The organism is Oceanicella sp., from assembly GCF_056449545.1.
This window is the reverse complement of the sequence record NZ_JBWOMN010000037.1, coordinates 1-20,460: the sequence shown is the minus strand read 5'-3', so window position 1 is coordinate 20,460 and position 20,460 is coordinate 1. Positions and strand designations below refer to the sequence as shown.

18 protein-coding genes and 1 tRNA gene are annotated in these 20,460 nt (G+C 68.0%); 12 read left to right on the top strand and 7 right to left on the bottom strand.

What is annotated here, in order from left to right; all coding sequences use genetic code 11:
• On the bottom strand, positions 1 to 885 hold an 885-nt coding region (locus AC1HC7_RS06175), incomplete at its 3' end, for a sigma-54 interaction domain-containing protein (RefSeq protein ID WP_479498790.1).
• A 251-nt stretch (positions 886 to 1,136) separates the two neighbouring features.
• Between AC1HC7_RS06175 and AC1HC7_RS06170 the strand changes: the two genes are divergently transcribed.
• The 3 genes from AC1HC7_RS06170 (at position 1,137) to AC1HC7_RS06160 (ending at position 4,454) form a co-directional block, all read left to right on the top strand.
• Positions 1,137 to 1,961 carry an OmpA family protein gene (locus AC1HC7_RS06170; protein ID WP_479496619.1) on the top strand — a complete coding sequence of 275 codons (825 nt, stop codon included), beginning with the start codon at positions 1,137 to 1,139 and terminating at the stop codon, positions 1,959 to 1,961.
• A gap of 144 nt (positions 1,962 to 2,105) precedes the next feature.
• Entirely contained in the window at positions 2,106 to 2,432 is a 327-nt protein-coding gene (locus AC1HC7_RS06165) for a hypothetical protein (RefSeq protein ID WP_479496618.1), read from the top strand.
• A gap of 177 nt (positions 2,433 to 2,609) precedes the next feature.
• A complete protein-coding gene (locus AC1HC7_RS06160) occupies positions 2,610 to 4,454 on the top strand; it encodes a M3 family oligoendopeptidase (RefSeq protein WP_479496617.1) in 1,845 nt (614 codons plus the stop codon).
• A gap of 187 nt (positions 4,455 to 4,641) precedes the next feature.
• On the opposite strand, the gene AC1HC7_RS06155 is transcribed toward AC1HC7_RS06160, so the two are convergent.
• Positions 4,642 to 5,205, bottom strand: coding sequence for a LabA-like NYN domain-containing protein (locus tag AC1HC7_RS06155; protein WP_479496616.1), 564 nt, complete (start codon positions 5,203 to 5,205; stop codon positions 4,642 to 4,644).
• Between the two features lie 123 nt (positions 5,206 to 5,328).
• Between AC1HC7_RS06155 and folK the strand changes: the two genes are divergently transcribed.
• The 6 genes from folK to AC1HC7_RS06125 all read left to right on the top strand — a co-directional run bounded on the left by folK (position 5,329) and on the right by AC1HC7_RS06125 (position 10,175).
• Positions 5,329 to 5,895: a 2-amino-4-hydroxy-6-hydroxymethyldihydropteridine diphosphokinase gene (folK, locus tag AC1HC7_RS06150; RefSeq protein WP_479496615.1), complete on the top strand. Its 567-nt coding sequence runs from the start codon at positions 5,329 to 5,331 to the stop codon at positions 5,893 to 5,895.
• A 115-nt stretch (positions 5,896 to 6,010) separates the two neighbouring features.
• Positions 6,011 to 6,364, top strand: coding sequence for a DNA-directed RNA polymerase subunit omega (rpoZ, locus tag AC1HC7_RS06145; protein WP_479496614.1), 354 nt, complete (start codon positions 6,011 to 6,013; stop codon positions 6,362 to 6,364).
• A gap of 103 nt (positions 6,365 to 6,467) precedes the next feature.
• The gene (locus AC1HC7_RS06140; protein WP_479496613.1) at positions 6,468 to 8,627 is read left to right on the top strand and encodes a RelA/SpoT family protein; all 2,160 of its coding nucleotides are present in this window, start codon (positions 6,468 to 6,470) and stop codon (positions 8,625 to 8,627) included.
• 17 nt (positions 8,628 to 8,644) lie between these two features.
• Positions 8,645 to 9,244: a DUF2062 domain-containing protein gene (locus AC1HC7_RS06135; protein WP_479496612.1), complete on the top strand. Its 600-nt coding sequence runs from the start codon at positions 8,645 to 8,647 to the stop codon at positions 9,242 to 9,244.
• Positions 9,245 to 9,517: 273 nt separating this feature from the next.
• Positions 9,518 to 9,772, top strand: coding sequence for a thiamine pyrophosphate-dependent enzyme (locus tag AC1HC7_RS06130; RefSeq protein WP_479496611.1), 255 nt, complete (start codon positions 9,518 to 9,520; stop codon positions 9,770 to 9,772).
• Positions 9,729 to 10,175, top strand: a complete 447-nt coding sequence (locus AC1HC7_RS06125; RefSeq protein ID WP_479496610.1) for a hypothetical protein — start codon at positions 9,729 to 9,731, stop codon at positions 10,173 to 10,175. Before AC1HC7_RS06130 ends, AC1HC7_RS06125 begins: the two co-directional genes overlap by 44 nt.
• A gap of 5 nt (positions 10,176 to 10,180) precedes the next feature.
• Here AC1HC7_RS06125 and AC1HC7_RS06120 read toward each other — a convergent pair whose 3' ends face one another.
• From AC1HC7_RS06120 to AC1HC7_RS06100, 5 genes are all read right to left on the bottom strand, one after another.
• Positions 10,181 to 11,179 carry a zinc-dependent alcohol dehydrogenase family protein gene (locus tag AC1HC7_RS06120; RefSeq protein ID WP_479496609.1) on the bottom strand — a complete coding sequence of 333 codons (999 nt, stop codon included), beginning with the start codon at positions 11,177 to 11,179 and terminating at the stop codon, positions 10,181 to 10,183.
• Positions 11,180 to 11,248: 69 nt separating this feature from the next.
• Positions 11,249 to 13,198 (bottom strand): multiheme c-type cytochrome, encoded by a 1,950-nt coding sequence (locus AC1HC7_RS06115; RefSeq protein WP_479498789.1) that lies wholly within the window; start codon positions 13,196 to 13,198, stop codon positions 11,249 to 11,251.
• A 91-nt stretch (positions 13,199 to 13,289) separates the two neighbouring features.
• Positions 13,290 to 14,276, bottom strand: a complete 987-nt coding sequence (locus AC1HC7_RS06110) for an HAD family hydrolase (protein ID WP_479496607.1) — start codon at positions 14,274 to 14,276, stop codon at positions 13,290 to 13,292.
• 152 nt (positions 14,277 to 14,428) lie between these two features.
• Positions 14,429 to 15,994, bottom strand: coding sequence for an arylsulfatase (locus AC1HC7_RS06105; RefSeq protein ID WP_479496606.1), 1,566 nt, complete (start codon positions 15,992 to 15,994; stop codon positions 14,429 to 14,431).
• Positions 15,995 to 16,367: 373 nt separating this feature from the next.
• Positions 16,368 to 16,453: transfer RNA gene (locus tag AC1HC7_RS06100), tRNA-Tyr, on the bottom strand.
• A 259-nt stretch (positions 16,454 to 16,712) separates the two neighbouring features.
• Between AC1HC7_RS06100 and AC1HC7_RS06095 the strand changes: the two genes are divergently transcribed.
• From AC1HC7_RS06095 to AC1HC7_RS06085, 3 genes are all read left to right on the top strand, one after another.
• The gene (locus AC1HC7_RS06095) at positions 16,713 to 17,504 is read left to right on the top strand and encodes a TrmH family RNA methyltransferase (protein ID WP_479496605.1); all 792 of its coding nucleotides are present in this window, start codon (positions 16,713 to 16,715) and stop codon (positions 17,502 to 17,504) included.
• A 317-nt stretch (positions 17,505 to 17,821) separates the two neighbouring features.
• Positions 17,822 to 18,352, top strand: coding sequence for a CoA-binding protein (locus AC1HC7_RS06090; RefSeq protein ID WP_479496604.1), 531 nt, complete (start codon positions 17,822 to 17,824; stop codon positions 18,350 to 18,352).
• Positions 18,353 to 18,500: 148 nt separating this feature from the next.
• The gene (locus AC1HC7_RS06085; RefSeq protein ID WP_479496603.1) at positions 18,501 to 19,796 is read left to right on the top strand and encodes an O-acetylhomoserine aminocarboxypropyltransferase/cysteine synthase family protein; all 1,296 of its coding nucleotides are present in this window, start codon (positions 18,501 to 18,503) and stop codon (positions 19,794 to 19,796) included.
• The last annotated feature ends 664 nt before the right edge of the window (positions 19,797 to 20,460 follow it).

Sequence of the window (20,460 nt, the reverse complement as noted above, 5' to 3'; positions counted from 1 at the left end):
CGGCGGCGCGGCAAGCCGCCGCGCCGCGCCCAGGCCCGAGATGTCGCGCGCCCGCAAAGCCTTTCCGTTGCACAGCACCACGGCGCGATGGATCGCGTTTTCCAGTTCGCGCACATTGCCCGGCCAGTCATGGGCGCTCAGCGCGGCCAGCGCCTCGGGCGAGAGCCGGATCTCCGGGCGCGCCGCCTCGCGGGCGAACGCCTTCAGGAACCGCTCGGCCATGGGCGCGATGTCCTCGCGCCGCTCGCGCAGCGGCGGCAGGGTCATGGGAAACACGCTGATCCGATAATACAGGTCCTCGCGAAAGCGACCCGCGGCGACCTCGTCGGTCAATCTGCGGTTGGTCGCCGAAATCAGCCGCACATCGACCTTTTCGGGGCGCCGGGCGCCCACGGGCTCGACCTCGCCCTCCTGCACCGCGCGCAGCAGCTTCACCTGCGCGTCCAGCGGCAGTTCGCCGATCTCGTCGAGGAACAGCACCCCGCCATCGGCCTCGGTGAATTTGCCGCGATGCGCCGAATCGGCGCCGGTGAAGGCGCCGCGCTCATGGCCGAACAGGATGGATTCCACCAGTTGCGGCGGCAGGGCGCCGCAGTTCACCGCGACGAAAGGCGCGCTGGCGCGGTCGCTTTCGGCGTGGATGGCGCGGGCGAAGACCTCCTTGCCGACGCCGGATTCGCCTTCGATCAGCACCGGGATCGCGGCGCGCGCCGCCAGCCGCGCCTGATCGACGGCGGCGCGGATCGAAGGGCTGCGCGCCACCAGCGCGTCAAAGCCCTGCGCGCCGTCGCTGCCGTCGCGGCGGCGGCGCGCGCGCGTGTCGCGCGGCCCGACAGGGACCGCGCCAGCCGCCAGGCCGCGCCGATCGCCGCTTTCCCCGGTCATTTCTCTCTCCGCCCAACGGGCGCGAAAAGCGCCCCGATGCTGGGTAATTTCCTGTTTTCGGGTTAAGGTGTTGTTAAATCGTGACGCCCTAGACAAAGTGACGTGTGCGATGCGACATGGGACGCCACTAAATATTGAAGTCCCGCGCCTTTCATGCGATGCGAGTGGCGGGGTTAGAGTCAGGACGACTAACCTGTACAGAATCAATCACCGGGGCAGTCAGCACTCGGACTAACGAGACGGAGAGAGGGATGAAGATGATTTCCCGCATGTACATGACTGCGGCAGCTCTGGTAGTGGCCGGCTGCACGAGCTTGCCGGGCGCCAATCTTGGCGGCACTTTTTCGGCGGAAAGCTATCTCGGATCCACGATCGACGGCGGAGATTTCAACTCCTCGCTGGCGCGTGAGTATCAGGGCCTCGCCAACCGGTCCGCGACCAAGGACGTGAACTGGCTGGATTCAACGGCCTATATCGAGAAATCCAAGGCCGCCGCGGCCGGCGGCGTGTCCGCCTGGGCCGGGGGCGATCTGGGCGTCAGCGCCGACGGCTACGAAAACATGATGCAGGTGGTGTCGAACAACGCCGCCGCGCGTCCCGCCGAATGCGCCCGCGCGCAGGCCTACTGGGACCAGTATCTTGAATCCCTGTCGGAAGGCGCGCTCGCGTGCATTTCGGCCGAGGACGCCAAGGCGATGTTCGACCAGGCGCTGGCCGCCTGCGCCGGCCTCGCGGGCGACATGACCGTCTACTTCGGCTTCGGCCGGTCCAACATCACCTCCGCCGCTCAGGGCGTGGTGAATGACGTGGTCGACGCGCTGAAGAACTATTCTTCGCCGCTGGTGTCGATCGTGGGCCACACCGACACCGTCGGCTCGGTCGCCTCCAACCAGGCGCTGTCCGAGCGTCGCGCCACCGCTGTCGAGAACGCCATCGTGGCGCGCGCCAGTTCCCAGGGCGTCGACTACGGCACCATCACCAAGGCCGGCCGCTCCGAGCTGGAGCTCGCCGTCCAGACCGCCGACAATGTTCGCGAGCCGCGCAACCGGCGCGCCACCATCGCGATCTCTCAGTAAGGATCGCGACGCGGCCCTTCCGGGCCGGAACGCCAAAGCCTCGGACCGCCCCGCGCATCGCGCGGGGCGGTCTTGTTCTGCCCGCGCCCGCAATCTTTCGCCCCATGCATTGGAAATCCTGCGTCGGGGCGCCATTTGTTGGGCATGAAACAGAGTCTCCTCATCGCCCCGGCCCTTGCCGTCGCGCTCGCGATCACGCTGCCCCCCGCGCCGCTGCGCGCCGGCGGCCTGTTTGACGACCTGCCCGAAATAGGCGAGCTGGAGGACGCGGCGCGCGACGCGCTGCGCCTGCTGCAACGCGACATCGAACCCTATGTGGAGGAATTCCGCAGCGAGATCGGCGACGCTTTCGACCAGCTCAATTCCTACGAGGCGCCGCGCAGCCTGCCCAATGGCGACATCCTGATCCCGCGCCGCCGCCCGGCCCCGCCGCCCCCGGCCGTCGAGACGCCGGAAACGGTCGACATCTAGCCGCCCGTCCAGCTGACCGGACGGGACGGGACCGCGCCGGCCCCTGCGCGCCGGTCGGGCGCGCCGTCCGCGCCGCCGGCCCCCTGCGCCGATCCCTGCGCGCAAGCCGCTTCCCCCGCGCGCCGCTTCGCGCTATCTCCGGTTCCCGACCCCATTCTCTTGTTCAAGGAGCCGTCCATGCGCCCGGTGTATCCGTTGTCCTGCCTGCCCGAATCCCGCCCCCCGCGCGCCGCCGCGGCCGAAAACGGCGGCGACGCCCTGGGGGCGCTCCCCGAATGGAACCTCGATGACCTCTATCCCGGCATGGACAGCGAGGCGCTGACCGCCGATCTCGCCCTCGCCCGCAAGCTGGCGATCGCCTTCGCCGCGGATTTCGAGGGCAAGCTCGCCGGGCTCGACGGCGCGGGCATGGCCGGGGCGGTGACCCGCTACGAGGACATCCAGCGGCTTCTGGGGCGGATATCCTCCTATGCCGGGCTGCTGTATTACCAGAACACCGCCGATCCCCAGCGCGCCAAGTTCATGGGCGACACCCAGGGCGAACTGACCGAGATCACCACGCCGATGGTGTTCTTCTCGCTGGAACTGAACCGCATCGACGACGCGGCGATGGCGAAGATGCTGGAAAACCCGGTCCTCGCCCGCTACCGCCCCTGGGTCGAACGCCTGCGCGCCCTGCGCCCCTATCAGCTGTCCGACGAACTGGAGCGGTTCCTGCACGATCAATCCGTGGTCGGCGCCGCCGCCTGGAACCGGCTGTTCGACGAAACCACGGCGCGGCTGACCTTCGAGGTGCAGGGCGAGACCCTGCCCATGGAGGCGGCGCTGACCCTGCTGTCGGACCATGATCGCGGCAAGCGCGAGGCCGCCGCGACCGCCATCACCGGGGTGCTGACGGAAAACCAGCCGCTGTTCGTGCGCATCACCAACACGCTGGTGAAGGAGCACGAGATCGAAAACCGCTGGCGCAAGCTGCCGACCCCGCAATTCGGCCGGCATCTGGCCAATCAGGTCGAACCCGAGGTGGTGCAGGCGCTGCGCGACGCGGTGGTTGCGGCCTATCCCAAGCTGTCGCATCGCTATTACAAGATGAAGGCGGGCTGGCTGGGGCTCGACAAATTGCAGCATTGGGACCGCAATGCGCCCCTGCCCCAGGAAGAGGACCGCAAGATCGGCTGGGCGGAGGCGAAAGCCACCGTGCTCGACGCCTATGCCGGGTTCTCGCCGAAAATGGCCGAGATCGCCGCGCCGTTCTTCGAAAAGGGCTGGATCGACGCGCCGGTGAAGCCGGGCAAGGCCCCCGGCGCCTTCGCCCATCCCACGGTCACCGACGTGCATCCCTATGTGATGCTGAACTATCTGGGCAAGACCCGCGACGTGATGACGCTCGCCCATGAACTGGGCCACGGGGTGCATCAGGTGCTGGCCGCGAGGCAGGGCGAATTGCTGTCCTCGACGCCGCTGACCCTGGCCGAGACCGCCTCGGTCTTCGGCGAAATGCTGACGTTTCGAAAACTTCTCGACGCCGAGACCGACCCCACGAAGCGCAAGATGCTGCTGGCGGGCAAGGTCGAGGACATGATCAACACCGTGGTGCGCCAGATCGCCTTCTACGATTTCGAATGCCGCGTGCATGAAGCGCGGGCCGATGGCGAACTGACCGGCGAGGACATCGGCAGAATCTGGATGGAGATCCAGACCGAGAGCCTCGGCCCGGCGTTCGAATTCGCCGATGGCTACGAGAATTACTGGTCATACATCCCGCATTTCATCCATTCGCCCTTCTACGTCTATGCCTATGCTTTCGGCGACGGGCTGGTGAACGCGCTCTATGCGGTGTTCGAGGAAGGCGATCCGGGCTTTCAGGACAAGTATTTCAAAATGCTGTCGGCGGGGGGCTCGCTGCACCACAGGGAATTGCTGGCGCCGTTCGGGCTCGACGCCTCGGACCCGAAATTCTGGGATCGCGGGCTGAGCCTGATTTCCTCGATGATCGACGAACTGGAGGCCATGGAGGCCTGACCCCCCGGCCGTTCGCGCAGGCCGGCGCGCGCCCGCGGACCCCGCGGCCGCGCGCCATGCCCAGCGTCGCGATCCCGAAGCGCCGATCCTTCCGTTCGCAGTCCCGGCCGATGCTTTCCCTTCTACGCCGCATGATGCGGGGAAAGCCCGACGCGGGGCGCGAAACCGGCGCCTCGTTTGCGTCGCGTCAGTCCTCCGGGCCGGGGTCCTCGGGCCGGGGCGGACGCGGCGGACGGCCGATCACGTCCTTCAACTCGTCAAGCTCGATGAAGTTGTCGGCCTGACGGCGCAGTTCGTCCGCGATCATCGGCGGGTTCGAACGGATGGTGGAGACCACCGAAACCCGCACGCCCTTGCGTTGGATGCCCGCGACCAGCGGCCTGAAGTCGCCGTCGCCGGAAAACAGCACCATGTGATCGATTTTTTCGGCCATCTCCATGGCGTCCACCGCCAGTTCGATGTCCATGTTGCCCTTCACCTTGCGCCGGCCCATGGAATCGACGAATTCCTTGGCCGGCTTGGTGACCATGTTGAAGCCGTTGTAATCGAGCCAATCGACCAACGGGCGGATCGGGGAATACTCCTGATCCTCAACCAGAGCGGTATAGTAGAACGCGCGGACGAGCTTGCCCCGCCGCATGAATTCGCTGCGCAGCAGCTTGTAGTCGATGTCAAAGCCCAGGGCTTTGGCAGCGGCGTAGAGGTTGGACCCGTCGATATAAAGAGCCAACCTTTCGTCTCGGTAGAACATGTATTCTCCTATAAAAAATGGCCGACGCCCTTGCTTTTCGGGCTTTTCTCGCCCTTGTTTTGCGTCAGCGTGCCGCAACATAGTGACAGGGTCGGATGTTGCAACGGTCCCGCGAAGGAAACCATGAATTTCTGCCTGATCGCCCTTGGCGCCAATCTGTCCTCTTTTCGCGGTGATCCGGCGGAAACGCTTGAAATATCTATCACATTTCTGTCACGCAGGGGTTTGACGCCAAAGGCCCGCAGCAGATGGTGGCAAACGCCGGCAGATCCGCCCGGCGCCGGCCCAGACTACATCAACGGCGCCCTGTTGTGCGAATCACTTCTCGACGCAGGCGAAACGCTTGCGGCGCTGCATGCGGCGGAAAGCGAACTCGGCCGCACCCGCCCGTCGCGCTGGGCGTCGCGGGTCTGCGATCTGGACCTGATCGCCTGGAACGACGCCATCGCCCCGGACCGGGCCACGCTGGCGCGCTGGATGGCGCTGGGCGCGGCCGCCGGCGACGCTCCGGCCCCGGACCGGCTGATCCTGCCCCATCCGCGCATGCATGAACGCGGCTTCGTGCTGGCGCCGCTGGCCGAAATCGCGCCGGATTGGCGCCATCCGCTGACCGGCGCGCGCGTCGCCGAGATGCTCGCCGCCCTGCCCCCTGAGGCGCTGGCCGGGATGCGCGCGCTGCCGCGCGGGTGACCCGCGAGACGCGGCGCGGCGCAAAGCCGCGAAAACCCCGCGCGCGCCCTTGCAATCGCCGCATTGCGCCTATACATGTCTCGCCTTCTCGTTCATTCAGCACTGGAGCGTCCGCATGGCACGCGTCACCGTCGAAGACTGCGTTGACAAGGTTCCGAACCGCTTCGATCTGGTCATCCTCGCCGCCCATCGGGCGCGCGAACTGGCGACCGGCGCCGAGATCACCGTGGATCGCGACAACGACAAGAACGCGGTCGTCGCCCTGCGCGAGATCGCCGAGGAAACGCTCTCGGTCGCTGACCTGCAGGAGGCGGTGATCCAATCCCAGCAGCGCCAGATCGAGGTGGACGAACCCGAGGAAGACCACATGGCGATGCTCATGGGCGTCGCCACGCCGGACAAGCCCGAGGACGACGTGTCCGAGGAACAGCTGCTGCGCGCGCTGCTGGCAGAGCAGGACAAGGGCTGAACCGCCGCCTGCATCGGGGCCCGCGTCGCGCGGGCCAGACCGCCCTGCCCGGCTTCAGGGCCGCGACCATGCCTGCCCCCGCCGGCGACAAGCGGAGGCCGCGGTGATCCGGCAGCTGGAACTGGTCGAACGGGTCAAGGCCTACAATCCGAACACCGACGAGGACCTGCTGAACGCCGCCTACGTGTTCGGCGCCAAGGCCCACGCCCATCAGAAGCGCGCCAATGGCGAGCCCTATTTCGGCCACCCGATCGCGGTGGCGGCGCTGCTGGCGGATCTGAAGCTCGACGACGCCTCGATCGTCACCGCGCTGCTGCACGACACCATCGAGGACACCCCCGCCACCTTCGAGGAGATCCGCGACCTGTTCGGCAAGGAGATCGCGCTGCTGGTGGACGGGGTCACCAAGATCACCAAGCTGCAGCTGTCCTCGGCCGAAACCGAACAGGCGGAAAACCTGCGCAAGCTGCTGCTGGCCATGTCCAAAGACGTGCGGGTGCTGCTGGTCAAGCTTGCCGACCGCACCCACAACATGCGCACCATCGCCCATGTCCCCGCCGAGAAGCAGGAACGCAAGGCGCGCGAGACCATGGACATCTACGCGCCGCTGGCCGGGCGCATGGGCGTGCAGTCCATGCGCGAGGAACTGGAGGATCTGAGCTTTCAGGTGCTGAACCCGGAGGCCCGCACCTCGATCATGCGCCGCTTCCTGAAGCTGCGAAAGGCCACCGGCGACCTGATCCCGCGCATCACCGACGACATCCGCGCCGCCCTCGCCGCCGAGGGGGTCGAGGCGCAGGTCAGCGGCCGCGAAAAACGCCCCTATTCGATCTGGCGCAAGATGGAGGAGAAGGGCGAGGATTTCTCGCGGCTGTCCGACATCTACGGCTTCCGCATCGTCACCGACAGCGAAAGCGACTGCTACCGGGCGCTGGGCGCGGTGCACCGGCGCTGGCGCGCGGTGCCGGGGCGGTTCAAGGATTACATCAGCCAGCCCAAATCCAACGGCTACCGGTCGATCCACACCACCGTGTCCGGGCGCGACGCCAAGCGGGTGGAGGTCCAGATCCGCACCCGCCCCATGCACGAAGTGGCCGAGACCGGCATCGCCGCGCATTGGTCCTACAAGGGCGGCGAGCGCGCCGACAACCCCTTCGCCGCCGACCCGTTCCAATGGATCCGCACCCTGGCGGAAAACTTCGAGGCGGCGGAAAACCCCAATGAATTCCTCGAACACGTGAAGCTGGAGATGTTCCAGGATCAGGTGTTCTGCTTCACTCCCAAGGGCAAGGTGATCAAGCTGCCCCGCGGCGCCACGCCGATCGATTTCGCCTACGCCATCCACACCCGCATCGGCGACAGCTGCGTCGGGGCCAAGATCGACGGCCGCCGGGCGCCGCTCTGGACCCGGCTGCGCAACGGCCAGTCGGTGGAGATCATCCGCGCCGAGGCCCAGCGCCCGCAGCCGGTGTGGGAGGAAATGGTGGTCACCGGCCGCGCCAAGCAGGCGATCCGCCGCGCCCTGCGCGCCGATCAGCGCGAGGCCGACATCCGCATGGGCCGCGAGGTGGCCCGCCAGGCGTTTCAGCGGGTGGAGCGCGACCTCACGGACAAGGCGCTGGCAACCGCGGCGCGGCTGCTGGGCCATGTCGATGCGCAGGACGTGCTCGCGGCCCTCGGCGCCGCCGAGATCACCGGCGCGCAGATCACCGCGGCGCTGTTTCCCGACGTCGCCGCCGCCGAGCCCAATCCGGCGTCCGCGCGCGACCCGCTGGCCCCGCAGGTCACCGGCGTCAGCCGCGCCGACCGGGTGCGATTCGGCGCCTGCTGCCAGCCGATCCCCGGCGATCGCATCATCGGCATCGCCCAGAAAGGCGAGGGCGTGACCGCGCACGCCATCGACTGCCCCACCCTCGCCGCCCATGAAAACGAACCCGAACGCTGGATCGACCTGCGCTGGGATACGGAGGCCACGACGCCGCACCAGACCTCGCTGTCGCTGACCTTCGCCCATGAACGCGGCGCGCTGGCGCGGGTCTGTTCGGTGATCGCGGAGCTCAACGCCGACATCGTCCAACTTGAATTCATCGAGAGGAAACCGGATTTTTACCGGGCGCGTGTTGATCTGGAGGTGCGCGACGTGAAGCATGTGAGCCAGATAGTCACAATGCTGAACGCGGAGTTGATCGTCACCGAGGCAAGACGCATCATGCCCGCGGCCGAGCATGGCGCATCGGATCGCCGCGATCTTCGGACCGCCTGAAGGAGCACACCCGTTTCATGGTCTTCAAACGTCGCAACAAGGCGCCTTTCTGGTCTCGAATGCGCGAGATCCTGGCCCCGAAGAAAGGCTGGCGACGCGGCTACATCTATGTGGGCAAGCGCATGCAGCGCCTGCCTGATTCGCCCCACCGCATCGCGCTGGGCTTCGCCTGCGGGGCGATGGCCTCGTTCACGCCGTTCTTCGGGTTTCATTTCGTGCTGGCGGCGGCGCTTGCATGGGTGTTCCGGGGCAACCTGCTGGCCTCGGCGCTCGGCACCTTCGTGGGCAATCCGCTGACCTTCCCGTTCATCGCCGCCACGTCGTTCTATCTCGGTTCGGCGATCACCGGCATCCATGTGAAGATCGACGGCCAGGCAATGCATTTCAGCTGGATCTGGCAGCATTTCGACGAGATTTTCGTGCCCTATCTGGTCGGCGGCCTGCTGCCGGGACTGGCGACAGCCGTCATCAGCTACTACCTGGTGCGCCCGCTGGTCGCCGCCTATCAGGGCCGCCGGCGCAAGCGGCTGATGGCGCGCGCCAAGCAGCGGATGCTGGATCATCGCGGGCGCCGCGCGCACGGCATGGGCCCGCTGGAGGCCGACGGCGCCGGCTGAGCCCGGGGCGGCGGCGAATCGCCGCGCGCGTCCATGGGCCGAACGCCCGATGTCCCGCGCAGCCGGCGCCGTCGGCGGATTGGCCGCCCCGGGCATCCATTCCTTGCAGAACGAGCCGGACACCCGGATCTTCGCCGGCTTCGCCAACGCGCCGATCCTCGAACCCGCCGACGGGCAGGAGGCGCCGGGGCTGGCGATCGAGGGCAAGCGCCTGTTCCCGCGCACCGGCGAACTGTCCCCCGAACCGGTGCGCGAGGGTTTTGCCGCGCCGGATTGCTGGAGGCCAACCCCCGCCGCAAGACGTTTGACATCGCCGCCATCGGCGATTCCGCCTCCCTGCATTCCGGCATCGCGCCGCCGATCGACGCGGTCTGCAACGACGCCGACATCACCGTGTTCCTGCTCGACAACCACATCGCCGCGATGACCGGGGGGGATGGGCCGCCGCGGCGCCGGCTTGGCGGGCGGCGAGGTGACGCGGCCGGTGACGGGCCCGAAAAACCTGATCCGCCGGGCGATCGCCCATGACGGGCTCTCCTTCGTCGAGGTGATCCCGGGCTGCACCGGGATCTACGGCCGCAAGAACGATCTCTGCGCCTATCGCAGCGCCGTGACCGCCGGTCTGCACACGCGCCAAGGGGACGGGATCATGAGCCATATGGAGATCCGCTTCAGCGGCGGCGGCGGGCAGGGGCCGATCCTTGCGGCGAAGATCCTCGCCGCGGCGCTGGTCGGGGGCGGGGCTTCGGCGGCGCAGTCGCAAAGCTGCGAACCGGCGGCGCGCGGCGCGCTGGTCAGCCTCGGCGGCCCGTGTTCGGAACCGGCGCTGGAAACGGCGCCGAAGGCGCGCAGCCCGCAACACTTCGCGCGCCTGAACATCGGGGCGCCGGCGGTCGGGCGCGCCATGGTCTCGGCGCGCGAACCGGCCTGAGGGCGCTACCCGTCGAGCGGCCCCTGCGGGGTCAGCAGGATCTTGCCGCTGCGCCCCTCCCGCCCGGCATGGGCCAGCGCCTGCGCGATCTGATCAAGCGTGTATTCGGCCTCCACCGGCGCATGCAGCACGCCGTCGATGAAATATTGCGCCATGCGCGCATACATGGCGGTGATCTCGGCGTGCGAATGGCTCTGCATGAATCCCACCAGCCAGAAGCCGCGCAGCGAAATCCCGTGCACGATGGCGTGGATCGGGCGGACCATGCAGGGCTCGCCGCTGAGAAACCCGTAATTGACGATGACGCCGCCATCGGACAGCGCGTCCGCGAGGTCGAGGCAGGCCCGCCCGCCAATGGCGTCGAGCGCCAGCTTCATGGTGGCGTCGGGGCCGATCTCGGCGCGGATGCGGGCCGGCAGGTCGGGCCCCGCCGCCACCGCCACATCGGCCCCGAGCGCCTTCAGCTCATCCACCAGCGCCGCGCGGCGCACGATGTTCACGGTCCTGACGCCGCGCGCGGCGGCAAGCCGGATCACATGCCGCCCCACGGCGGAATTGGCGGCGTTCTGCACCACCCAGTCGCCGGGGGCCAGGTCCATGTAGTCGTTGAGCATCAGTTCGGCGCTGGGCGGGTTGGCCTTCAGCATCGCCGCCTGTCGGATATCGAGGTTTTCGGGGATGCGGATGAAGCGCCCGGCGTCGTCGCGCAGCTTCTCGGCCCAGTTGGCGCGCCCGAGGCTGATCGCCCGGTCGCCGAGCGCGAAGCCGTCAACGCCCGCGCCCACCGCAACCACCCGCCCGACCCCCTCGATGCCGATCCGGGCGGGGAAATCGCTGGGCCCGGGATAGCGGCCCTCGATCATCAGCAGATCGGCGGGGTTGATCGCCGAAGCCTCGACGGCGAGCACGATCTCCCCGGGTCCGGGCGGGCCCGGGTCGTCGATCTCAAGCGTTTCACAGACCAGATCAGGCTGGCCGGTCTTCAGAAGGTGAACTGCTTTCATGGTCGGTCATGCTCCATTGGCGGGAACGACCAGTCTGGCAGCGGCGGGCGGGTCTGTGAACCGCGCGCGTCATTGCGCCATCTGCGCGCGCAGCGCCGCGAGCCCCGGGTCGCCGGGATTGGCGGCAAGCCCGTCGCGGATCGCCGCCGCCACCCCGGCCCGGTCGCCCCGCGCGGCGCGGATGCGCGCCAGCACGGCCCAGATTTCGCCGCGCTGGGGGTCGAGCCGCAGGGATTCGGCGAAGGCGCTTTCGGCGGCGGGCAGGTTGCGCATGGTCAGCGCCACGCCGCCCAGCGCGATCTGGGTCTCGGGGAAATCGGCGTTCAGGGACAGCGAGGCCCGGAATTCGCCCATGGCGCGGCGCATCGCCGCCTGCATGCGCGCGGGCATGCGCGCGATGGGCGCGTCGAGCAGCAGCCGCGCCGCCTCGATGCGCACCAGCCGCGATTCGTCCTCCAGCATGCCGGCCAGCGCTTGCGCCCGCTGGATCGGCGGCGTCGCCTGTTGCAGCGCGACGGCGGCGGCGCGCACCAGCGGGTCGGGGTCGCCGAACAGCGACGCCATGCGGGCGGCGATGTCCGGCGTGGCGGCGCCGCCCAGCAGGTCGAGCGCCGTGGCGCGCACGATGCCCGGCAGCCCGTCATGCTCGGCGATGCCGATCAGCGCCTCCGCCGCGCCCGGGTCGCCCTGCCGCGCGGCGGCGAAGGCGGTGGCGAAATGCGGTCCGCGCCGCGGACTGTCAGGAAAGCGGGCCGCGATTTCGGCCGCCGCCCAGCCCGCGTCCCGGTCCTTGTGACAATCGTTGCAGGCGTTGGGCGCGCCCGTGGCGCGCGAAACGTCCGGGCGCGGCACGCGAAACGAATGATCCCGGCGCGGGTCCACCTGCATGTAGACGCGTTCGGCCATGTGGCAGGATTTGCACTGCGCGCCTTCGCCGCCCGGTTGGTGAAAATGATGCGCCGGGTCGTCGTAATTCGCCAGCGGAAGCGTGGGGAAGCGCGGGTTGCCCTGCGGGTTGTGGCACTGGGTGCAGACCGCGTTGCCCCGGGCCTTCAGTTTCGCCGCGTGGGGGTCGTGGCAATCCGAGCACCGCACGCCCCTGGCGTTCATCTTCGACTGCAGGAACGATCCGTAGACATAGACCTCGTCAAGGATCCCGCCATCGGGTTCGTAGAGCCCGGCGCGCAGCTTGGCCAGCCGGTAGGCGTCGTCGAACGCGGTTCCGGCGATGGGGTTGCCGTCGCCCAGCGGGCTGCGGCGGGCGTGGCAGCCGGCGCATTGCTCGATCTCGACCCCGGGGGCCCGGGGGTCATAGCCGATGGTGAAGCCGCGCTCGGTCAGCCAGGCGGGGCGGTCGTCGCGCGCCCCGCTCGCCCAGGACAGATGCGCCGCGCCGGGGCCGTGGCAGGATTCGCAGCCGACGCCGATCTCGGTCATCTCGCTCGCATAGCTGCGGGTCTTCGGGCGGTAGTTCTTGCGAAACCCCGTGGCGTGGCATTCGGCGCAGCGGCCGTTCCAGTTCTTGTAGGCGCCGGTCCAGTGCAACCCGTCCCCGGGCGGCAGTTTCAGCGCCGGATACAGCGTGAACCAGCGTTTTTCCCTGGTGTCCCAGCTCAGATCCGGGACCTGCAGGCGCCCCGGTCCGGTGGCGAGCAGGTATTGCTGCAGCGGTTCGACCCCGACGGTCCCCAGCACCTCGAAGGCCTTGATCTCTCCGTCCGCGCCCTCCGTTTCAATGAACGGCGCGCCGTCCCTGCGGAAGAATCGCGAGGTGACGCCGTCGACGGTGATCTCGCGGCCCGAGAAATCCCCCAGCACGTTGTCCCCGTCGGGCAGCTTCCAGGCCCATGCATGGTGGGAATCCGCCCAGGCTTCGGTCTCGGAGCGGTGGCAATCGGCGCAGGCCTGCGATCCCACATAGGCGGGCGTCGCGTCGGCGCCCTGCGCCCGCGCGCCGCCGCCAGGCCAGAAGGCGAGCGCCGCCGCCGCGAAAAGGGCAAGGCATGCGGACAGCGGCATGGCGACGGTCTCCATCGATCGGTCAGGCAGGGCCCTGCGCCGGCCAGCGGGCCGGCGCAGGGTCGAAACAACGGCGCGACCCGCCAGAAATTCAGTTCAGTTGGCTGGGGAACACCACCCGCCAGTCGCGCGCCATGTCGATCACGATCCAGCCGGCGCCCGGCGCCGCGTCCAGCGCCTTGTCGAGTCGCCCGACGGCGCTGTCGCGATCATAGGCGGTTTCGCGCGCCGCGTCAGTGTGATGCAGGATCAGGCCCATGCGCGGCCCGTCCCCGGCGGTCGCGTATTGCAGCATGGCCATGTCCCCGTCGGAATTGCCCGAAGCGAGGATCGGCCGCAGCCCGATGTTGCGGTCGATGGCCACCGGCTTGCCGCCCTTGTCATCGACAAAGGCGATGCCCGGGGTTTTCATGATGTCCATGGTCGCGTCGTCAAATTCGCTTTCGCCCAGCGACCCGATCACCTGCCAGGGTTTCACGCCATAGGTCTTTTCGGCGAAGACCCGCATGAAATGCACCCCGCCGCCCGACACGATCCAGGTCTGGAACCCGTTGTCGCGCAGATAGGACAGCAGCTCCAGCATCGGCTGGTAGACCATCGCCGAATAGGGAAGGCCGGTCTTGGGATGGCGCGCGGTGTCGAGCCAGTCGGCGACATCGGCGGAAAACGCCTCGACGCTCATGCCCGAATGGCTGACCGCGATCACTTCCAGCAGCCCCTTTTCACCGGTGGCGAACAGCGCCTTCATGTCGCCCGCGGCGCCGGCCTTCAGCGCATCGCTGGTCAGGATCGACGGATCGGCCTCGGCCCTGGCGCGCAGGCGGTCAAGCGCATAGATCAGCTGGAAATACATCGGCTGCTCGGCCCAGAGATTGCCGTCATTGTCGAAGGTGGCGACGCGCCGCGAGGGCGTCACGTAGTCCGGGCTTTTCGCATCGGTGACCCGGTTGACGAAATCGGTGATGGCGGCCTTGACCGGTCCGGCGCGCCAGGACGGCAGCGGGTCGGCGAGCGCCGAAGATGCGAACGTGATCGCCGCGATCAAAACGGCGATGGCCGAACTAAACCCTGTCTGCATTTCCCTATCCCTCCGAGGGTGCTGAACTAACCTGCGTCGAATGCGTAGGTGGAAAACCGCTTTGCCTTGAACGGACCAAGCCCCCCGGATCGCGCCGGGGGGCGTCTTTTCATGGCGTCGCGACGATGTGCCCGACCCCCGGGACGCCGGGGTCAGTTGGAGCTGCCGACGCCCTTGGCGATCATCTCCGCCGCGTCGCCGACGGTGAAGCTGCCGGCTTTCTGGCGCGGCGGGAAGTCCTTGAAGGTGCCAAGGAACGTGTTCACGTATTCCGCCGCCGGCAGCAGCAGATACACCCGGTCGATCAGCCAGTCGTAATAGGTGTTGGAGGTTTTCTGCGACCGTTCATAGGGGTCGCGGCGCAGGTTGAACAGCAGCGGCACGCGCAGCTGCACGAAAGGCTCGGCCCAGACCCGCAAGGTGCCTTCCACCTGCTGCTCCAGGAACACCGCCTTCCAGTCGCCGTAGCGCAGCGCCGACAGATCGCCGTCATCGGTGAAGTAGAAGATCTCCTTGCGCGGGCCTTCCTCGACCTCGCCGGTCAGGTAGGGCAGGAAATCATAGCCGTCGAGATGCACCTTGTAGTCGCGCCCGTTGGCGGTCATGCCGGTCAGCAGCTTTTCCTTGACGTCGGGCGCCCCGGCGGCGGACAGGAAGGTGGGCAGCCAGTCCATATGATGCATGATCTCGTTGGAGACGCTCCCCGCCTTGATCCTGCCGGGCCAGCGCACCATCGCCGGCACCCGCCAGCCGCCTTCCCAATTGGTGTTCTTCTCGCCCCGGAACGGGGTCATCCCGGCATCCGGCCAGGAATTCATGTGCGGGCCGTTGTCGGTGGAATAGAACACGATGGTGTTGTCGGCGACGCCCAGTTCATCGACCTTGTCGAGCAGCTTGCCCACATGCATGTCATGTTCGACCATGCCGTCGGCGTATTCGTCCTGCCCCGAAATGCCGCGCAGCTCGGGCTTCACATGGGTGCGGAAATGCATCCGCGTGCCGCTCCACCACACGAAGAACGGCTCGCCTTCGGCCACCTTGCGCTCCATGAAGTCGATCGCGGCGGCGACGGTTTCGTCGTCCACGGTCTCCATGCGCTTCTTGGTCAGCGGGCCGGTGTCCTCGATGGTCTGCGTGCCGTCGGCGTTGGCGAAGGACTTGATCACCCCGCGCGGCCCGAAGCGCTTGCGAAATTCGGGATCCTTCGGGTAGTCCTCGTTCTCCGGCTCCTCCTCGGCGTTGAGATGGTAGAGATTGCCGAAGAATTCGTCGAAGCCGTTGTTGGTGGGCAGCATCTCGTCCCGGTCGCCGAGGTGGTTCTTGCCGAACTGTCCGGTGGCGTAGCCCTCCGCCTTCAGCAGCCCGGCGATGGTCGGGTCGAGGATGCTCATGCCCTCCTTGGCCCCAGGCATGCCGACTTTCGACAGGCCGGTGCGGAACACGCTCTGCCCCATGATGAAGCTCGACCGCCCGGCCGTGCAGGATTGTTCGCCGTAATAATCGGTGAACATCATGCCCTCTGCGGCGATCCGGTCGATGTTCGGGGTCCGATAGCCCATCAACCCGAAAGTGTAGGCCGAGATGTTGGACTGCCCGATATCGTCGCCCCAGATCACAAGGATGTTGGGTTTGTCGGACTCGGCCCGCGCCACGGGCGCCAGCGCGATCGACCCAGAAACGGCAAGCGCCGCCGCAATTAAGGTAGTCAGTCTTTTCATGATGATCTCCTGAATGCGCCTGCAACCCATCGCCGAAATGGCAGTCGCGCCATCGAGCTGGAAAACCGCGCCATCGCGCTGATTTTTCTCGACGCATTAACTTAGACGACCGAATCTAGGCCGATTTAAGGCGCTCGGATCGGGAAAAACCAAGTGGCCTGGGCATTCGATTGTAAAATTCCATTTCCACATCGCGCATCATTGGCGGTCCCGAATCCGCGAACAATGGTTCATTGATCGCAATGCCTTGAACCATTGGCCGCGGGCGGCGCATCGCAAATGTCGATTGCCCGAAGCGTGCTTCGCCCTGTGCGATATTCTTGACAAGAGGGTGGTCAATATCGCCGGTCTGGCCGGGCGCGACGTCGGAAAGTGGTGGAGGGGGCTGGATTCGAACCAGCGTAGGGTTTCCCCGACGGATTTACAGTCCGTTGCATTTGACCGCTCTGCCACCCCTCCAGCCGCGCGCGTCGTCCTGCAACGGGACGAGCGACTTGGTGACTGGCGCGGGGTTTAGAGCGCCCTCGCGGTCAGGTCAACCGGGAATCCGCGCCATGGGGCAACCTGCGCGCCAAGCCCCCCGCCCGCCCCCGCCTGCGTCGCGCCAAAGGCCGGGGCGGGGCGCGGCGCCGTCAAGCGCGCGCTTGAACCGGCCCGCGCGACGTGATCTTGAGAACCTGCGCCCGAGCCTGCGGCGCGCAGCCCGAGAGATCCGCTCATGACCGCCCGCAAACCCAAATGGGCCATCGAGAAAGACCGCCTGCGCAAGGCCGCGCCCGAGTCCGTCTGGCTGTTCGGCCTGCACGCGGTGCGCGACGCCCTGCAGAACCCCGCGCGCGAAAAGCGCCGCCTGATCCTGACCCGCAACGCCGCCGACCGGCTGGGCGCCGACATCATCGCCGCCGGCGGTCTGGACCCGGAAATCGCCGATCCGCGCCGGTTTCCCGCGCCGCTGGATCCGCAATCGGTGCATCAGGGCGCGGCGCTGGAGGCCGGATTTCTGGACTGGGGCCAGTTGGAGCGGGTCTGCCGCCCCTCGCGCAAGGGCGACGGCGGCGAACTGGTTGTGCTGCTCGACCGGGTCACCGACCCCCACAACGCCGGCGCGGTGCTGCGCTCGGCCGAGGTGTTCGGGGCCCGCGCGGTGATCGCGCCGCTGCGCCATTCGGCGCCCGAGACCGGCGCGCTCGCCAAGACCGCATCGGGCGCGCTGGAACGCCAGCCCTATCTGCGCGTGAAGAACCTCGCCGCAGCCATGGAGACCCTGCGCGGCCTCGGCTACGCGCTGATCGGGCTCGACGGCGAAGGCGACGAGGACCTGGCGGACGCGCTCGCCGCCCGCGGCCCCGGCCCGGTGGCCCTGGTGCTGGGCGCCGAGGGTCCGGGCCTGCGCCAGAAAACCCGCGAGACCTGCGACCGCGTCGCGCGCATCCCGTCGGCCGCCGCGTTCGCGTCGCTGAACGTATCCAATGCCACGGCGGTGGCGCTTTACGCGGCCCGGCGCAGATAGACGGACGGCGATGCAGGGCGGCGCAAGTCAACGCCGCCAACCCCCGTCATTCATTGTGATATCTTGCAACTATTCGTGATTTTTCTGTGAGGGGCTTTGAAACCCGATGAGCAATGACCATATTGAATGCTGAAGCGGACGCGTTTCCTGCGCTTCGCTTCATCCACTCACTGTCCCTCGTTCCGACTTAGCGCCCGCCTTGAGCGGGCGCTTTTTTTTCGCCCCCCCCCCCCGCGCGCCCGGATCGGCGCCGGGCCGCGCGCATCGGGCGTCATTGCCGCTTTCGACAGGCGACGGGCGCCGCTAGACTGCCGGTCATGACAGACGACAGACGCGCCCCCGCCCCGACCAAAGCCGAACTCCCCGCCTATGGCCACGCCCAGTTGCGCCGGATTCTGAACAGCGTGAAAACCATCGCCGCCGTTGGCGTGTCGCCCAACCACGTGCGGCCCTCGTATTTCGTGGCGCGCTATCTGCAGACCAAGGGGTTTCGGATGATCCCGGTCAATCCGATGCATGCGGGCAAGACCCTGCTGGGCGAGACCATCCACGCCTCGCTGTCCGACATTCCCGAGGATCTGGGCGAAATCCACATGGTCGACGTGTTCCGCCGCTCAAGCGACGCGGGCGGCGTGGTCGACGAGGCGCTGGGCTCGGTGCTGGATCGCGGTCTGAAGGTGATCTGGATGCAGATCGGCGTCGCCGACCCGGCCGCCGCCGCCCGCGCCGAGGCGCGCGGAGTCGAAGTGGTGATGAATCGCTGCCCGAAGATCGAATACCAGCGCCTGTTCGGCGAATTGCGCTGGGGCGGCTTCAACACCGGGGTGATTTCGTCAAAGCTGCGCTGAGCGCGGCGCAGGGGACGGGCAGGAGGGGCGTCGGCCCCAAAGATCCGCACCGATCCGCACCGATCCGCACCGATGAATTTGCCCCCTGTGAATTCTCCAAAACCCCGGTAGATTGTCGCAAATCACAAGATTGGACAGGTGACCCTTCATGACCGACAGCCCGCGAACCTACGGCTTCGAGACCTTGCAGATCCACGCCGGCGCAAAGCCCGATCCGGCCACCGGCGCCCGCCAGACGCCGATCCACCAGACCACCGCCTATGTGTTTCGCGACGCCGATCACGCGGCGGCGCTGTTCAATCTGCAGGAGGTCGGGTTCATCTATTCGCGCCTGACCAACCCCACGGTCAGCGTGCTGCAGGAACGCATCGCCACGCTCGAGGGCGGGATCGGCGCCACCTGCACCTCCTCGGGCCACGCGGCGCAGATGCTGGCGCTGTTTCCGCTGATGAGCCCGGGGGACAACGTGGTGGTCTCGACAAGGCTCTATGGCGGCACCATCACCCAGTTTTCCCACACCTTCAAGCGTTTCGGATGGGAGGCGCGGTTCGTGGATTTCGACCAGCCGGGACAGGTGTCGCGCGCCGTCACCAAGCGCACCAAGGCGATTTTCTGCGAATCCATCGCCAATCCCGGCGGCTACGTCACCGACCTGCCGCGCATCGCCGCGGTGGCCGAGCGCAAGGGCGTGCCGCTGATCGTGGACAACACCTCGGCGACGCCCTACCTGTGCCGCCCCTTCGAACATGGCGCCCATCTGGTGGTGCATTCCACCACCAAATACCTCACCGGCAACGGCGCCGCCATGGGCGGCGCGGTGGTGGATTCGGGCAATTTCGACTGGTCGGCCTCGGATCGGTTCCCGTCCCTGAGCCAGCCCGAACCCGCCTATCACGGGCTGAAATTCCACGAAACCTTCGGCCCGCTCGCCTACACCCTGCATTGCCACGCCGTGGGGCTGCGCGATCTGGGCATGACCATGGCGCCGCAAAACGCCTTTTACACCCTGCTCGGGACCGAAACCCTGTCCCTGCGCATGGAGCGCCACGTGCTGAACGCCCGGAAAATCGCCGAATGGCTGGAACAGGACGACCGGGTTGAAAGCGTCACCTATGCGGGGCTGAAATCCTCGCCCTATTTCCGGCGCGCGCGCAAGCTGTATCCCAAGGGCGCCGGGGCGCTGTTCACCTTCGCGGTGAAGGGCGGCTTTGACGCCTGCGTGAAGCTGGTTGAGGCGCTGGAGATCTTTTCCCATGTGGCCAATCTCGGCGACACCCGCTCGCTGGTGATCCACGCCGCCTCCACCACCCATCGCCAGCTGACCCCCGAGCAGCAGGAGGCCGCCGGCGCCGGGCCCGGCGTTGTGCGCCTGTCGATCGGCATCGAAGACGCCGACGACCTGATCGCCGATCTCGATCAGGCGCTGACGGCGGCCACCGCCTGACGCCGCGGCGCGGCGGGCAGGCGACGCCCCGCGCAGACGACGCGCCGCGCCCGCTTCCGCCGACGGCCCCCTGCGGGTAGGGTTGACCCCCGCCCGCCCCGGGCAGCGTTCGATTGCGCCGCCGCGCCGCCAGGGCTCCTGCGTCTGAGCCATTGCCGATGGAAGGCCTCCCGGATGCCGAACACGCCGCCTCGCGCCGGATCCGACCCGCCTCGCAGGGCGGGCGTTGCCCTTCGCATTGGCCGGCGGCGCCGGGCGGCCTGGGCGCGGCGTTCGCGATGGGCGCTGATCCCGGCGATATGGGCCTGCCTGAGCCCATGGGCGACGCCGCTCGCCGCCGCGCCGGCCCCGGGGGCGGCGGCGATCGTCGCCGCGGCGCCTGCCGCCGCGCCCCTGCCCACGCTTCGACCGGCAAGCGCCCCGCGGCCATCGCGGCCGCGGGCCGAACCCGCGCCCCGCGCCCCGCCATTGACGGCGGCGGAGACGCCGCCGCCCCAACGCCCGGTCGACGCCCCCGCGCCAGCGATCGCAACCGCCGCCATGCCCGACATTGCGGCGCCGACCGGCAATCCAGGCGCCGCGCCCATCGAGGCCATCGCCGAGGCCGACGCGGCGGGCGCAACCGGCCGCGGCCCGGATGCCTCGCCCATCCCGCGCCGGCGCC

What these genes read in the sequence shown, in the direction of transcription:
- AC1HC7_RS06120 (WP_479496609.1), bottom strand. Translation starts at nt 11,179, where the DNA reads ATGAAAGCAGTTCACCTTCTGAAGACCGGCCAGCCTGATCTGGTCTGT.
- AC1HC7_RS06165 (WP_479496618.1), top strand. Translation starts at nt 2,106, where the DNA reads ATGAAACAGAGTCTCCTCATCGCCCCGGCCCTTGCCGTCGCGCTCGCG.
- AC1HC7_RS06160 (WP_479496617.1), top strand. Translation starts at nt 2,610, where the DNA reads ATGCGCCCGGTGTATCCGTTGTCCTGCCTGCCCGAATCCCGCCCCCCG.
- AC1HC7_RS06115 (WP_479498789.1), bottom strand. Translation starts at nt 13,198, where the DNA reads ATGCCGCTGTCCGCATGCCTTGCCCTTTTCGCGGCGGCGGCGCTCGCC.
- AC1HC7_RS06105 (WP_479496606.1), bottom strand. Translation starts at nt 15,994, where the DNA reads ATGAAAAGACTGACTACCTTAATTGCGGCGGCGCTTGCCGTTTCTGGG.
- AC1HC7_RS06155 (WP_479496616.1), bottom strand. Translation starts at nt 5,205, where the DNA reads ATGTTCTACCGAGACGAAAGGTTGGCTCTTTATATCGACGGGTCCAAC.
- folK (WP_479496615.1), top strand. Translation starts at nt 5,329, where the DNA reads ATGAATTTCTGCCTGATCGCCCTTGGCGCCAATCTGTCCTCTTTTCGC.
- AC1HC7_RS06170 (WP_479496619.1), top strand. Translation starts at nt 1,137, where the DNA reads ATGAAGATGATTTCCCGCATGTACATGACTGCGGCAGCTCTGGTAGTG.
- AC1HC7_RS06085 (WP_479496603.1), top strand. Translation starts at nt 18,501, where the DNA reads ATGACCGACAGCCCGCGAACCTACGGCTTCGAGACCTTGCAGATCCAC.
- AC1HC7_RS06095 (WP_479496605.1), top strand. Translation starts at nt 16,713, where the DNA reads ATGACCGCCCGCAAACCCAAATGGGCCATCGAGAAAGACCGCCTGCGC.
- AC1HC7_RS06135 (WP_479496612.1), top strand. Translation starts at nt 8,645, where the DNA reads ATGGTCTTCAAACGTCGCAACAAGGCGCCTTTCTGGTCTCGAATGCGC.
- AC1HC7_RS06110 (WP_479496607.1), bottom strand. Translation starts at nt 14,276, where the DNA reads ATGCAGACAGGGTTTAGTTCGGCCATCGCCGTTTTGATCGCGGCGATC.
- rpoZ (WP_479496614.1), top strand. Translation starts at nt 6,011, where the DNA reads ATGGCACGCGTCACCGTCGAAGACTGCGTTGACAAGGTTCCGAACCGC.
- AC1HC7_RS06090 (WP_479496604.1), top strand. Translation starts at nt 17,822, where the DNA reads ATGACAGACGACAGACGCGCCCCCGCCCCGACCAAAGCCGAACTCCCC.